The sequence below is a fragment of the Lysinibacillus sphaericus genome, assembly GCF_000600105.1.
Classification (GTDB): domain Bacteria; phylum Bacillota; class Bacilli; order Bacillales_A; family Planococcaceae; genus Lysinibacillus; species Lysinibacillus sphaericus.
In genome coordinates this window covers 1,444,999-1,460,280 of the sequence record NZ_CP006837.1, presented here as the reverse complement: position 1 = coordinate 1,460,280, position 15,282 = coordinate 1,444,999, and the positions used below count along the sequence as shown (strand labels likewise).

The following is a 15,282-nucleotide window of genomic DNA, read 5'->3' as shown; positions in this document are numbered from 1 at the left end:
ACTATAAAAATTGATTAAACTGCTTCTTCAGCTTTCTTTAAAACGTCTCGCATATAGTCAATGGCTTCGATGACTTGTGTGCCAGGATTGTCAAACAATTCTGCTGGTAATATAATAATTTGATTATTTTTTACTGCATCTAAATTTTTCCATGCGGCATTTTCTTTCAATTGTTTTTCAAAACCTTCTTTTACTACAGCTGGATTCGCATGTGTAATTAGCATAATAACTTTTGGGTTACGCTCAACTATTTTCTCAACACTTAAATTTGCATAACTAGGATATTTATCTGTCGCCGGTAAATCAGCCGCGATATTTTTTCCACCTGCATTCTTTAATATATCTCCGTATAACGAATTATCCAATGCGGCCAAATATGTACCTGGTGCTCCATAAACAATTAGCGCATCTAACGTTGATTGTGTAGCGCCTTGTGCAATTTTCTCATCAATTTGTGCCACTATCTTTTCAGCGGTTGCTGTGTTATTAAACAACACTCCATATTTTTCAATCGTATTTTTAATATCATCAATGGAATTCATAGTAGAGTAGACTATTTTCGTTCCTGTTGCTTCTACCGTTGTAGCAAACTGCTGGAAGTTAGGTGGCACAATCAGCACTTCCGCATTCAATGCAGCAATTTTCTCAAATGATGGTTCATGCGGATTACCTATCTCTTGTATCGCTTTTACTTCTGCCTTCATATCAGAAGAAATTGTAGGACGACCCGTAACGTTTGCACCTAACGCAAGCAAAATATCCAGTACTCCTCGATGTAACGTTGCAACTGAAGCTGGCGTTACGGCAAACTCATGCTTAATTCCAAGGTCATCTATTAATGTTACCGCCCCCCCTGTTTCTACTTGTTGTTCCATTTCCACTTGATCAGATGAAGCATTAACATCCGCTTGTTTACTTTCCTCTCCACATGCAGCTAATAATAATGCTAACGCAACTACTAATAAATATTTAAACCTTTTCATTTTACTACCAACCTTTCTATTATTTTTATATCTAATTGATAATCATTCTCATATATTTGCTTATGATTTTATTCTAAATTAAGAATGATTGTCAACCAACTCGTAACGGATATTACTTACTTGCCATTTGTTCAGAAACAGTTGTATCTTTCAAGTATTCGAGATTTATATAAGCGAAATTATTGCTTGAAACTGGATTTGTACTGCATACGTTAGCCCAAGTCAATTATTTGCCTGAAGGGTGTACATTGCAAAGTGACCAAGGCGCGATGTATACATCTTATCACTAACAATAAGCTGTATAAGCAAAAGGCATTACCATGAGCATGTCCCGTAAAGGTACGCCCGCTGATAATGCCCCAATCGAATCGTTTCATTCTGTATTAAAGTCTGAAACATTCTACTTAGACAATTTGAAAAATACTACGACAGCCATCGTAGAACAAACTGTCAAAGACTATATAAATTATTATAACAATAACCAAATCCAAACGAAACGAAATAACCAGTCGCCGGTTCAATACCGACAACTGGTTGGATGTTGCTTTTTGATTGCTGTCTTATATACGGTAGTTCTTTTTATTATCCAGCTGCACAATCAAAGTGTCGTCCAATGTTTCGGAAAGCCATATGCCTTACTTCTACAACTATTATTTAAAATTATATTGTGTAACAATTGGCTCACGGTTTAGTTGTTGATCTTTAAAATACTCATACAAGCTAATTCCTAAAAATGAGCCCGAGATATTGTAAACTTGATCATAACCATTATGCTCTAGCACCATTACCGCATTGTAACTACGTTGTGCAGAACGACAATGGACATAGACAGGTACGTCCTTTGGAATTTCATGCATACGCTCACGTAATTGACTTAATGGAATGTTTTTTGCACCCTTGATTGCACCATTTGCAAATTCATTAGGCTCACGTACATCAATTATAACTGCGCCTGACTCGACTAATTGGCGTACTTCACTGACACGCACTTGCTTAAAACGACCTGCCATAATATTTGTTGCGACAAGAGCCGCTAAATTGACGACATCTTTCGCGGTTGAAAACATTGGTGAATATGAAAGCTCTAGCTCTTTTAAATCTTCAATTGTCCCATTCATTGTCATCAATGTCGCAATGACATCGATTCGTTTATCTGCATTCCCCTTACCAATCGCCTGTGCGCCAACAATTCGTCCAGTTGGTACTTCATAAATTAATTTAAAATGAAGTGGATTACTTGTAGGCATCAGCCCAACTTTATCTGGCGCAATGATATACACGGCATCAACTGGTAACCCCATTTGCTTTGCTGTCCGCTCATTCAATCCTGTTGCAGCTGCTGCATAATCAAAAACTTGAATACTCGATGAACCTATAACACCTTTATTAGCCGAAGTTATTCCATATATATGATCCGCAGCTGCACGAGCTTGCTTTTGTGCAGGCCCAGCTAATGCTAAACGAGTCGCTTTATTCATCAAGCGATGATACACTTCTATGGCATCTCCAATAGCATAAATGCTCGGGTCATTCGTTTGATAATTTTGATTTACTTTAATGGCACCAGTTGCACCAATCTCTAGTCCTGCCTCTACTGCTAATGTTGTTTCTGGACGAACGCCAATCGCTAAAACAACGATGTCAGCATCCATTCTTTTTCCTGAATTTAATGTAATAGAGTCTGTCGTAATTTCTGCTAAGCCATCCCCTACAATCAAGTTCACACCATGATCTAATAACTCTTTGTGTAAAATTTGAACCATATCTTCATCAAAGGGTGTTAAAATTTGTGGGGCAAATTCCACTAAAGTAACACCGCGTCCAGCTAAGCGGAGGTTTTCAGCTACCTCTACACCAATAAATCCGCCACCAATAACTGCGATATTTTGAGCATCTTTTTTAACAATTGCTTGTTGTAATTGTTCAATATCTACTACATTTCGCACAGTGAACACATGTGGTAAATCCGTACCTTGAAGATTTGGAACAATCGGGCTAGCTCCTGGAGATAAAATTAATTCATCATATACTTCTGTTGATAGCTCTCCTGTTTGTGTACTTCTAATCGTTACTGACTTTTCATGACGATTAATGGCAATCACTTCACTATTTACACGTGCATCAATTTTATATTTTGATTCAAAAGACTCCGGTGTCATCATTAATAAACGTTTACTATCTTCCACAACACCGCTTAAATAAAAGGGTAAAGAACAATTTGAAAACGATACATGAGGCCCTTTTTCAAACATGATAATTTCAGCTTGCTCGTCTAACCGTCTAATTCTCGCCGCAGCAGAAGCGCCTCCAGCAACTCCACCAATAATAATAATCTTCTTCATCAAAATCCCCTCCAAAAAATATGTAGAATACAATACATGTAATTGATTAGCACTTTCACAATACACTATATACCCGTAGGGGTATATAGTCAACTAAAAATTTACCAAATTAAAGGAGCATTAGAAAAACTTTCGATTTTGCTTCACAAAAGCAACATCACAAATTTCGTCATGCACGTCATATAAAGTAACAATATATTGCTTCTTTCCATACTTTAAAACCCTAAATTTAGCGTCTCCCACAAACAGAAATACTCAAAGGGCGTAAAGCACTGGAAATGCTTCACGCCCTTAAAAGATTTATTGCTGCATCGCTCGGTATAAAAATGCTGCTAATTGTGCTCTTGTCACAAAAGCTTCAGGTCGGAACTTACCATTATCTCCTAATGCAATCCCTGCTCGTTCTAATGCCCCAATATACCCCGCACTCCAATGACTACTATCTACATCTGTAAATGAACTTGTAGTTTGTGGTTGGAGCTGTAATGTATTCGCTAATATTTTCGCCAATTGGGCGCGTGTAAGATGGTCGGCTGGATGAAAGGCTCCATCAATCCCGTCTATAATACCCGCCTGCTGTAAGATCGTAATCTCATGATAATACGGATGATGTGATGCTACATCTGAGAAAGCTATTGATGGACGACTCGCCTCAAATGTAAATGCACGTGTCAAGAGGACCGCTACGTGCTGGCGGCTTATCGTCTCATTTGGACGGAAAGTACCATCCTTATAGCCTGTAATGACCCCTTGCGTCGCCAATGCCTCAATTATTTCCTGTGCCCAATGGTTTTCAATATCTTGGAAAGTCACGATTGGCTGCAATGGCTGTGGTGTTTTAGGTGGCTGTGAATTTATCGCTTCTTCCTCTGGTAAGGCTGTCCATTTTGCATAGAGCGTTAAACTTTCTTTCACCAGCATCCCTTTATCCCACAGTTTCGTTAATTCCTTGTCTTGATACCAACCAGCAAAACGGAAACCTTCTCTTGTCGGTATAGGTAAGTCGTTGACTGTTGTATTATAGGCAATCTCTATGTCCTTTAAAGATAACCCTCCATTTGTCTCGAGGGATATTTGAATGAATCTTGATGGATTAGCGTGAATTGTACCTTCCGATGCAGATGGACCCGTGACATTACCTTCACTTGGTGTAGAAGGATTCGATGCCCACTGTGCATACAATGTGACATCTGCTTTTCCCATTTGGAAGGTTGCATTTTCGACATAGGAAATGCCTTTTCCATCTGCTTGAGTATTCCAGCCTGCAAACGTATAACCAGTTCTTACTAGCTGTCCACTATTTCCTTGAACTGTTACCGTTTTGTTTTCTTCATACTGGGTACTGTCCTGTGGCACAGTGCCACTCGTTGCGCCATTTGCATGATAGATTACGGTATACGTTGGCGTATTAGGTTTCGTCCAGTGTGCATAAAGAATTACATCTGCTGTACCATTGGAAAGTTGCATTTGCATTATACCCCTGTGTGCCTTGTCCATCCGCTTGTGTATTCCAACCTGCAAACGTATAGCCTGTTCTTACTAATTGTCCACTATTTCCTTGAACTGTTACCATTTCATTTTCTTCGTATAGCGCACTATCCTGTGGTACAGTACCACTTATTGCGCCATTTGCATCATAGGTTACGGTATACGTTGGCGTATTAGGTTTCGTCCAGTGTGCATAAAGAATTACATCCGCTGTACCGATTTGGAAAGTTGCATTTGCATTATACGCCGCGCCTTGTCCATCCGCTTGTGTATTCCAACCTGCAAATAGATAGCCATCTCTTACTAGATTGCCGCTATTTCCTTGGACTGTTACCACTTCATTTTCTTCGTATAACGCACTATCCTGTGGTACTTGACCACTCGTTGCGCCATTTGCGTCATAGGTTACCGTATAATGATTCTTTATCCATTGTGCGTATAGAATCACATCCGTTGTACCGATTTGAAAAGTTTCATCCGCAAAATACGGCTCTCCTTGTCCATCCGCTTGTGTATTCCATCCCGCAAATAGATAGCCATCCTTTACTAGATTACCGATATTCCCTTGGACTGTTACTATTTTATTTTCTTCATACTGGGTACTGTCCTGTGGTACAATACCACTTGTTGCGCCGTTTGCATTATAGGTTACTGTATAGTACGGTGTCGTTTCGTATACACCTAAATCAATGGCTGCGCCTTGAATTCGTCTTTTCCCTGCTAAATCTGTGGCAATACTATGTGCATCTGAATTCCCTGCATCAATTGCTGGTCCGCCAACTTTTAAATGCAGATTTCCGCTAGTTGGGGAGACGAATACATCATCAGGCACATAAGTTGCAGGACGGGTAGGATTTGAAGTTGCATCAAACAATTGACCTTTGTATCCTCTTTCTACCGGCACATCGAGCAAACTCTTTGTTGTCTGCCCCTGATAATCAGTCAGTGCTGCTGTATGACCATTTCCAATAATAATACTATTAATAATTTTGCTATTTGCAGCACCTCCGTAAATAGCTGCTGGACTATTTGAATAGATGGTCGCATTTATCAAGCTAAAATCCGCAAAAATATTATAAAGAGCACTACCCTTATTCGCATTATTTGAAATAAATAGGGCATTAATTAATGATGGATTGCCAGACTCATTAAGTAATCCACCACCTAACTCGCTTTTATTTCCATTAAAAATTACATTTGTGATAAGTGGATTACTTTGCAATCGATTGTATATTCCACCACCCCTACTTATTGCTATATTCCCATGAAATTCGACGTTATTTAATTCCGGAGCACTTCTGTTAGCATTAAACATAGCTCCTCCACTATCCGATTCATTGTTCCTAAATATTACATCTGTGAATTTTGGGCTACTCTCTCTATCATTAACTATTCCCCCTCCAAAATACGCTGCTTTATTTTGCTCAAACATGACATTGGTTAAGATTGACTTATTACCAGGTCCATTATTGTATATCCCACCTCCTTGTTGCGATGCTATATTTTGACTAAATGTCACATCTGTTAAGGTTGAGGCACTATTACCGTAATTTGCTATACCTCCTCCGTGAGCCGCTTCATTGTTCGTAAATTTTGCGTGCTCTATTATAATGTCACATGAATTATTTTGAATGCCCCCACCACTACGTGTTGCTTTATTTTTATTAAAAATCACATTTGATAGCTTCGGAGCACTCTCATTCCAATTGAATATACCTCCTCCTGAGGTCGCTTCATTGTCAGTAAACTCAACATTCATTAAGGTTGGTGAACTTTGCAAATTGTACATCCCACCACCAAAATAGTTTGCCTTATTGCCATAAAAAATAACATTCCTCAAAGTTGGGTTATTTCCTGAATTGTACATACCTCCCCCATGCATATGAGAAGTGAGATAACCATCCGCATGTCCTGCTGTGATTGTGACGCCATCAAGGATTGCAGTTGCATTTAATTTTAAATCATAATTATTTGGATGATAAAAAACATGATATGCCGCTTCTCCACTTGGAAGTGCACCACTTAATATCGTTTTATTGTGCGTGAAATCTCGATTCTCGACTGTCTCCTCGTCACTATCTCCTTTAAAGCCACCGTAAATAGCTACACCGTTTTTCATTTTGAAATGGGCAGTACGAGCGTCCCTCACATCATCTAGTCGTGTCGGTATATATGTTCCTTGTGCTATCCAAATTTGGTCGCCAGTCTTTGCCTTTGATAATGCGCTCTGTAAATCTAGAAAAGCATTCTCCCAACTTGTACCATCTTTTTTACCACCAGCAGCATTTGTATTCACATAAATAATGTTGCTCGCCGCTAATAACGAGCTTTGCTGGACTGTCTGATTATTCATTGCTGCAAGCACAGGTATACTGCCTATTAAGGAATATGCGATTAATAAAAATAGAGAAAAAATAGGTATCACCTGTCTCCATATCTTTCTCATACCATCCCTCTTTTCGTTTAACCTTGTTAGAAATTGTTACTATAGCCCGCATATATTACTCAAAAGTAATATAATGATACATCGTGATGATTTCAGTACTGCAACCGCACACCTTCTGTCCGTGGACTCTACTAACCTCCTTTCTATTTATTTTATCTTCTCTCTGACTATATATAAAATACTGGAATTATATTAACGGAGGGAATTGCTTAAAAAGCCTTGAGCATACATCCCGATACGACATAGCTATAGCCAATTTCATTTCCAATTTTATATTACTGAAAAGTAATATTCAACTATAAAAAGAAAAATATAAATTTTCCTTTTTAACTCCATTTGAGAACACTATTTTTCTCTATTTAGCATTCCTTCTATCAGTAAATCGACAATATCCGTTGCTATTTCTTGTGGTTGTTTTTTCTGTGGTAGTAATTGAATGAATGTTAATCGTTCAATTATGCCTATTAAGCACTCTGCCACTGTTTGCGTATCTAAATCTTTCCGAAAGTAACCTGCATCTACTTCAAAATCCAGATTGTCTTTTATTTGCTTGACCATTTGCGCTTTTATTTCATCTGCCTTTGTTGATAAATAAAACCCAATACGTGTTAAATTAGGGTTTTTAGAAAAAAACACCAGTAATTCTTTTACGTTATATATAATACGCTCTTTTACTGTTGCTTGCTCCAATGCAGGCTGTAAGCGGCTTTTTTTGGCAAAATCAATCATGCGTAAGCGAAATAAATTTTCTAATTCTTCGAAAATAGCATCCTTATTTTTAAAATACAAATAAAAAGTGGGTTGACTTAATGAAGCAGCTTTAACAATCGAACTCACTTTTGTATCATGATATCCATGTTGTGCAAATTCATTTGCTGCGATTTCAAGAAGTAGTGCCCGACTTTCTTCACCACTAGCACCTTTAGGTCTTCCTCTTTCTCCCATTCAAAACACTCCTACATAAAAATTACTACTAGTCCCACATCTACATTTCATTATAATGTATATGTAGTTACAATTTCTAAACGAACAATCAAAAATTTACTGATACTATACATGAAAGTGACCAATTAGGCAAATACTTTTCCATTCATTCAATTACTTTATTTTGCGACCTTTTATCGCACATCAACATTGTGACACACTATTGGCAAAAGTATAACAAATACACCTCGTAAAAATTAGACATGAAATCTATCTTTTACGAGGTTGTCTTTTGTTTGGCTCACCATCTTTTTTTACTATTGAAATTTTAAAATCTGCTCATTACTATTTGCCAGACTTAATCCGCCGTGGTAACAAACTACGGATTCTATGTCTAGATTTATATATTTCTTTAATGATTGGCGAGCAGCCTCTATATTTAAAGTAGTTGGAAGATGAACTCCCTGCAGTACACCGTTTACACTATACATCGAATCCCCTGCAACAAGTGTTTTACTTTGCCTCAAATATAGACTAATGTGACCTGGGGTATGTCCTGGCGTATGGATTACGAGAATTCCCCCACAATATGGCAGCTCTTGACCGTCATGTAACGTCTCATCTACTCTTCCCTTCGGTGGATTCGCTATATGCCCATCTTTCAGAAGTGGAAAATCCCCTTGAATATAAGGTTTATCTAGCTCATGCGCGTATACTTTCATATTACTTCCATCGTTTTGTAATATGTCAGGTAGGTTCCCTATATAATCTATATCCTGATGTGTCAAAATCACAACTTGTATATTGTCAAAAGCCACGCCTATCTTATCTATTGCTACGCGCAAATCTTCCATTTGTCCAGGAAATCCAGTGTCTATTAAAACGGCCATGTCTTGATCCCATAAAAGCGTGGGATAGATCATGGTCCCATTAAATTCAAGCTCCAAAACCTCTACTCCTTTAGAAACTTGCATAACTTTGCCTCCTTGACAATTCGATTTTTTAATAAGATTTTCTTACATTAGAAAATCTTTTGCTTAATAACATGCTGCAAAGTCCCTTTCTGCCAGAGTAACTTCTTCAATGTTTCGTAATTGACGAGAACCGTTCCAACAATAATCGTCAAAGTACCTATGCCAGTTAACCAAGATAGATATTCTTGATAAAAAATAACACCTAATACTACAGCGATTAAGGGAGAAATATACAGCCATGTAGAAGGAAAAATTGGATTTGTCCGTGAAACAAGCCAATAATAAATGCTATGCCCAATCATTGAGCCTACAATAATTAAATAAAGAAGGGAGCCCATTGAAGCGAGATTTAACAGATTGTTAAACTGAATGTTCTCGGTAAAAAACGATAAAATAATTAATAGCATCCCGCCGTACATCATTTGCACTGCATTTAAGGCAATTGGTGATGTCGTTTCAAATTTTTGGATAACATGTTTCGTATAAATCGTTCCTATTGCATAAAATAGCTCACCTACTATGATGGCGAGACAACCAACCATCCAGAAGGTACTTATTTCAATTGAAAAACTAGGTATAATCAACAGTGTGACACCAATAACCCCGACAACACAACCGATCAATGATTGACGATTTCCTTGTTGTTTCAATACCAATGTTTGAATAATGATAATCATCATCGGACCCGTAGCAGATAAAACAGCTGCAATTCCTGATGTCACATACTGTTCTGCCCAGTATAATGCGGCAAACGTTCCAAAAGTCAAACATACCCCTGTAAAAAACATCTCTTTCCGCCATAATAACCGGATTGTCGTTTTTTCTCTCCAAACCATAAAACTAAATAGCAGCAAACCAGCAATGAAAAAACGAAGCCCAGCTGATAAAAACGGAGGTACCCCTGCATCAACACCAATTTTAATCGCTAAAAAAGTCGTACCAAAAATCAAACACATAAAAATATAATTAATCATCACCATATCAATCTCCTCCTTTTTTCTATCATAAAAGAAGGAACGTAGAACAGATTGAAAAAGATAGAACAGATTAACATCGTTCGTGATACAATCTTTTTGAATAGGGGGAATCGAAGTGGACAAAACGATTGAACATAAAGATTATCTTTTTAAGAAAGTATATGATTATGTACTACACCGTATAGAACGCAACGAATGGAAAGAACATGAAAAGATTCCCTCCGTCCGCCAATTAGCTTCTGAAATGAATGTTCATCGATTAACGGTCTTAAAGGCTTATCAATTATTAAAAAAGCATGACAAAGTTTATGTAAAAGATAAAGCAGGCTATTTTGTCCAATCAATCGAAACAAAACATTTTGAAAATCTAAATCAAAGCAATCCGATTGTTTCTGCATACTTACAAAAAAATCATTTATCTGAAATCCATCAGCCAGCTGTTTCCTATCAATTTTCGCAGGCGTTAATTGATCCCAATCTTTTACCTAATCATTATTTTTCAGATTACGTAAAGAAAGTGTTTGATCTTTATCCAAAAGTACTTGCAACTTACTCAACTGTGCAAGGTGATTTAGAACTACGTGAAACACTCACACAGTATTTTATCAACCAGTATAAAACACATATTAGTGCAGATGAGTTGCTCATTACTTCTGGCTCACAGCAAGCGATTCACCTTATAGCCCAAACTTTTATTAAGCCTAGAGACGTCGTTTTATTTGAACGTCCAAGCTATAGTGCTGCGATTGATATTTTTAAAGCACAGGGAGCCCAGATTGTTACGGTGGATATTCATCCAAAAGGGTACGATTTACAACAACTTGAATTATATATTAAGCAATATAAACCGCGATTATTTTATCTCAATCCGACATTTCATAATCCGACTGGCTATACTGTTCCTATTGAGCAGCGCAAAAAATTAGTAGAATTAGCTGAACAATATCGACTGTTATTAATTGAAGATGATGCTTATCACGACATATATTTTGATGAACCCCCTCCGCCACCCATTTATACCTATGATAGTGCTGGGACAGTCATTTATATCCGAAGTTTTTGCAAATATATTTCACCTGGTTTAAGAATTGCGACTGTTATTTGTCAATCATCATTAATGAACGCATTGCTAACAACTAAATCGTTAGCGGATAATGGCTCACCACTTCTCAATCAAAAAATTTTTCTCCATTACTTTTCATCTCTAAGATTGCAACAACACTTGGAGAAAATTCGAATTGCTCTTCAAATTCGAAAGGAAATCATGGAGGAAGAGCTAGCCATAACAGATTGGCGATGGACCAGTCCAAAAGGCGGTTTGAATTTATGGGTACAGCTTCCAAATAATTTTCCAACTGAATTATTATTAAGCAAAAGTTTCGAACAAAATATTTCCTTTGTGCCAGGACAAGTTTGTGATCCATTAAAACAATTATCTTCTTGGATTCGTTTAAGCTATTCTTACGCAAATGAAAAACAATTAAAAGAAGGGCTAAAAAGGTTTGTAGCAGTGGCACAATCACTTTCTAAGTGAGCTGCCATACAACAAAAGTGTTAGATTGACTGCAATCAATCTAACACTTTTTTGTTATGTCGTTGATGTCACCAAAGGCTCCGTTACCGACAACTAGTTTTTCATTCTATTTTTTGCAAAAGCAAAATACACGAACATTATTTCTCTGTTTCTTAAAACTTATTCGCATTGGCCCAGCCTCGATACGATAGACAAAGAAAGTTCAAGTTATTTCTCGTATGTCATTTGTCTTTTTCTTCTCATATACCATACAGATTATTTTTCTACTATTACTTGTATGACACGGCGAGTACTTGTTTGAATCGACGTATCATATTGTTCTACTTCCCCCGTAAAATAATGTTTTAATTTATAACGACGAGCCCATCTTAAGATATTCTCCGCATTATATAAATGAGACATATCTTTTGGTCCCCCCGTATTGTATAAAAGCTGTGCGTATTCATATACCTCAAACATAAATACACCGTTTAGTTTTAAAGAGTTCATAATTTTATCAAGTACTACTAATTGGAAGCTATGAGGAAAATGCCCAAAAACCATTATTGCGCCATCATAGTTTTCTTTAGGCAGTTTGTACTCTATTAATTCTACCCTTTTTGTGTCGATCGTTACGCCATTCATATTTGCCAGTAATTGAACTTTAGCTAGTCCTTGTGAAGTAGAATTATAAACCGTTACCTTATATCCGAGTTTTGCTAAAAATACTGCATTCGCTCCCTCATTTTCTTCATACGCAGCAATTTTGCCATGCTTTGGGAAATAATGTACAGAAGACTTAATAAATCGATTCGCTTCCGTTCCATACACATATAGTGGTGGACTCTCTTGTTCACGCCCCATGCTCATACCCTTCCTCCCATTTATACGTAAAACGATTCCAGTATTTTAAACTGATGTTTTTATTACCATCATTATAAAAAACAATTGAGAAATTCTAATGAATTTTAGTAACAAAAAAGTAAATTTCATTTACAGTCGATATTTTACTCTCAACAATTAGCTTCTATTGCGTGAAATCAAGAGAAATCGGACAAACCATTTCTACGTTATACATACTATTTTGACAAACTAATGAAGTTTAGTTGCTTTGGATTTCACATATTACTCATCTGCGTTTCAAATCTATTTAGTATGATATGCGTTGAATGTCATTAAAAACAGAAAGGAAGAGGAACTATGAATTTTCCATCGGTCGATTATACTTGGTTTGGGAACGGCAGTGTCATTGCTCTTATTGCCATTATTCATGTAATTATTAGCCATGGCGTGGCAATTGGAACCTCTGTTTTAGTTGTATCTACTGAGTATAGAGCCATGAAAAGAAAGAACGAAGCTTTAGATCAAGTAGCAAAAACAATGTTGAAATGGGTATTAATCATTACTACAACTATGGGAGCTATGACTGGAGTAGGGATTTGGTTTTCAACAACCGTCATACAACCGGACTCAATTTCTTCTTTACTACGCATTTTCTTTTGGGCATGGGTTGTGGAATGGGGCGCATTTATTTCTGAAGTGATTATTCTTATTGTCTATTACTATACATGGGATAAATGGAAAGAGGGCGAACGTAAACGAAAGCATATTATGTTGGGTGTCGCACTTAGTATTGCTTCATGGGTAACGATGGTAATCATTACAGGTGTCTTAGCCGCAAAATTAACGCCGGGACGTTGGATTGACACATTTTCATTTTGGAATGCATTTCTCAACCCAACTTACTTCCCTTCACTCGGATTCCGTATGTTTTTAGCAATAATGCTAGCTATCTCGTTAGTATCATTTTTCATTCGTTGGCGCATTAAAGATAAAGCGTTACGAACAGAAGTTTTTCGAGTGTTTGCATTCTGGGGTGCTATCGCCTTACCACTAACTTTTATTACGGGATTATGGTATTTATGGGCCATCCCAACTGAAGCCTATAACATGATTGTTTGGTCGACAGGCATGTCTGAGGTCATTTTCAAAAGTCTCAATATTTTAGGTTTTAGTATCCTTCTTATTTTCTTAGTATGGCTCGTTAAAAGTCCAAAAAACGTTCCGTGGATGCTATCAATTGCTGTCATGTTTTCTTCGATCGGTTTTATTGGGGAATTTGAAGTTGTAAGAGAGAGCGTTAGAAAACCATACATTATTTATAATTATATGTACGCAAACGGAATGTTAGCAAAAGATGAAGAAACACTGAAAAAAGAAGGTTATCTAGCAAATGCAACATGGGCAAAAGAAAAAGAAGTTACTGACAACAATATGGTGGAAGCTGGTCGAGACGTTTTCGTTGGTCAATGTATTACTTGTCATACGATTGATGGATGGCGAGATACACGAGCTTTAGCTACTAGAATGAAAGGTTGGGATAAGGAAGCCATTATGTCCTTTATTCCTAATATGCATTATGCACAAGTAGCGATGCCGCCATTTATGGGGACAGAAGAAGAGATTGAAGCATTAGCCACTTATATTGTAACAGAATTGGAAAATGATAAAGAGGTGACCCAAAAATGAACCATCTAGTTTTTGCATTAATTTCTTCTGATAACCCTTTACCGATTCCTGCACCTATTGGTTTACTAGAAATTTTGATTGTCTTAACATTTATTCTTCATATTATTTTTGTGAATTTTACTATTTCATTGACTGCAGGTGCTGTTGGGCTAGAAATTACGGGGATAATGAAAAAAAATAGTTTATTTGATAAAATGGCACAAATTTGTTCCTTCCATGCTTCAATACATAAAAGTATTGCAGTTGTTTTAGGTGTTGGTCCATTATTAATTGTAAGTGTCTTATATACACAATATTTTTATTCTTCCACAATTTTAATAGGGAAGGCTTGGATGAGTTTATTAATCCTACTCATTGCTGCATTCCTTTTGTTATACATTTATAAGTTCACTTGGGTTAAATTCCAAACAAACAAATTATTGCATTTGAGTATTGGCCTATTAGCCATGTTAATTTTGTTTTTTGTCCCTCTTATTTTTATTGTCAATGTCACTTCCATGTTATATCCGGATCGTTGGGGAGAAGCAAATGGTTTTTTTGAAAGCTTATTTTACTATCCTCAAATTTGGCAACGTTACCTACATTTTATGTTAGCGAGTTTAGCAACAGGTGGCTTTTATATGTTTGTCTATTTTGCTTATTTGAAACGAAAGCAGAAGAAACTAGAGCAACATGAACAAGCATTAAAACTTTTTGGTGCCAAAGTAGGCTTTTGGGTTACAATTACACAGTTAGTAACTGGTTTTTTATTATTATTTTCTTTCAATACGAATATTCGTATGCTTTATTTAGGCGAAGATTTATTGTTAACTTCTTTACTTATTATTTCTATTGTCTTAACAGTCATCCTTTGTATGCTACTCTATGCAGCAGGCTATAAGGATTCTGCTAATTCTTTTCTCGCCTCTATTTTGGTCTTTATGTTTGTTATTGGTATTATGGGCTGGATGCGTCATGAATTGAGAGAAGCCTATTTATCACCTTATCTCGATGAACATCCACGAACAGAGGAGCGATTAGAGTCTACGTTAAAATAGAAATATAGACCGCAAGGAACACCGTAGACAAAGTCGATTTATTCGACTTTGTCTATTCAATATATAGTG

General features: G+C 36.8%; 11 protein-coding genes and 1 pseudogene. 4 read left to right on the top strand and 8 right to left on the bottom strand.

Features of this window, described 5'->3' with window-relative positions; translation table 11 throughout:
• Positions 1-14 precede the first annotated feature (14 nt).
• Complete coding sequence (locus T479_RS06635; RefSeq protein ID WP_025218992.1) at positions 15-983, bottom strand: ABC transporter substrate-binding protein; 969 nt, start codon at positions 981-983, stop codon at positions 15-17.
• Between the two features lie 90 nt (positions 984-1,073).
• On the opposite strand from T479_RS06635, the pseudogene T479_RS23125 reads away from it, so the two are divergent.
• Positions 1,074-1,522: pseudogene (locus T479_RS23125) on the top strand (transposase); the annotation flags it as partial.
• A gap of 111 nt (positions 1,523-1,633) precedes the next feature.
• Here T479_RS23125 and T479_RS06630 read toward each other — a convergent pair.
• The 6 genes from T479_RS06630 to T479_RS06605 form a co-directional block, all read right to left on the bottom strand.
• Positions 1,634-3,328: an FAD-dependent oxidoreductase gene (locus T479_RS06630; RefSeq protein WP_025218991.1), complete on the bottom strand. Its 1,695-nt coding sequence runs from the start codon at positions 3,326-3,328 to the stop codon at positions 1,634-1,636.
• Positions 3,329-3,625: 297 nt separating this feature from the next.
• Entirely contained in the window at positions 3,626-4,792 is a 1,167-nt protein-coding gene (locus T479_RS23120) for an S-layer homology domain-containing protein (RefSeq protein WP_158497871.1), read from the bottom strand.
• Positions 4,734-7,259 (bottom strand): InlB B-repeat-containing protein, encoded by a 2,526-nt coding sequence (locus T479_RS22750; RefSeq protein WP_025218989.1) that lies wholly within the window; start codon positions 7,257-7,259, stop codon positions 4,734-4,736. Before T479_RS22750 ends, T479_RS23120 begins: the two co-directional genes overlap by 59 nt.
• A gap of 345 nt (positions 7,260-7,604) precedes the next feature.
• Positions 7,605-8,204: a TetR/AcrR family transcriptional regulator gene (locus T479_RS06615; protein ID WP_024362414.1), complete on the bottom strand. Its 600-nt coding sequence runs from the start codon at positions 8,202-8,204 to the stop codon at positions 7,605-7,607.
• Between the two features lie 296 nt (positions 8,205-8,500).
• Positions 8,501-9,157, bottom strand: coding sequence for an MBL fold metallo-hydrolase (locus tag T479_RS06610; protein ID WP_025218988.1), 657 nt, complete (start codon positions 9,155-9,157; stop codon positions 8,501-8,503).
• Between the two features lie 47 nt (positions 9,158-9,204).
• Positions 9,205-10,137: a DMT family transporter gene (locus T479_RS06605; protein ID WP_024362416.1), complete on the bottom strand. Its 933-nt coding sequence runs from the start codon at positions 10,135-10,137 to the stop codon at positions 9,205-9,207.
• Between the two features lie 112 nt (positions 10,138-10,249).
• Here T479_RS06605 and T479_RS06600 point away from each other — a divergent pair, with 112 nt between their 5' ends.
• The gene (locus tag T479_RS06600; RefSeq protein WP_025218987.1) at positions 10,250-11,668 is read left to right on the top strand and encodes an aminotransferase-like domain-containing protein; all 1,419 of its coding nucleotides are present in this window, start codon (positions 10,250-10,252) and stop codon (positions 11,666-11,668) included.
• Between the two features lie 255 nt (positions 11,669-11,923).
• On the opposite strand, the gene T479_RS06595 is transcribed toward T479_RS06600, so the two are convergent.
• Complete coding sequence (locus T479_RS06595; protein ID WP_025218986.1) at positions 11,924-12,517, bottom strand: class I SAM-dependent methyltransferase; 594 nt, start codon at positions 12,515-12,517, stop codon at positions 11,924-11,926.
• Positions 12,518-12,847: 330 nt separating this feature from the next.
• Between T479_RS06595 and T479_RS06590 the strand changes: the two genes are divergently transcribed.
• The gene (locus T479_RS06590) at positions 12,848-14,176 is read left to right on the top strand and encodes a c-type cytochrome (RefSeq protein WP_025218985.1); all 1,329 of its coding nucleotides are present in this window, start codon (positions 12,848-12,850) and stop codon (positions 14,174-14,176) included.
• Positions 14,173-15,213: a cytochrome ubiquinol oxidase subunit I gene (locus tag T479_RS06585; RefSeq protein ID WP_025218984.1), complete on the top strand. Its 1,041-nt coding sequence runs from the start codon at positions 14,173-14,175 to the stop codon at positions 15,211-15,213. The genes T479_RS06590 and T479_RS06585 overlap by 4 nt, the downstream gene beginning before the upstream one ends.
• The last annotated feature ends 69 nt before the right edge of the window (positions 15,214-15,282 follow it).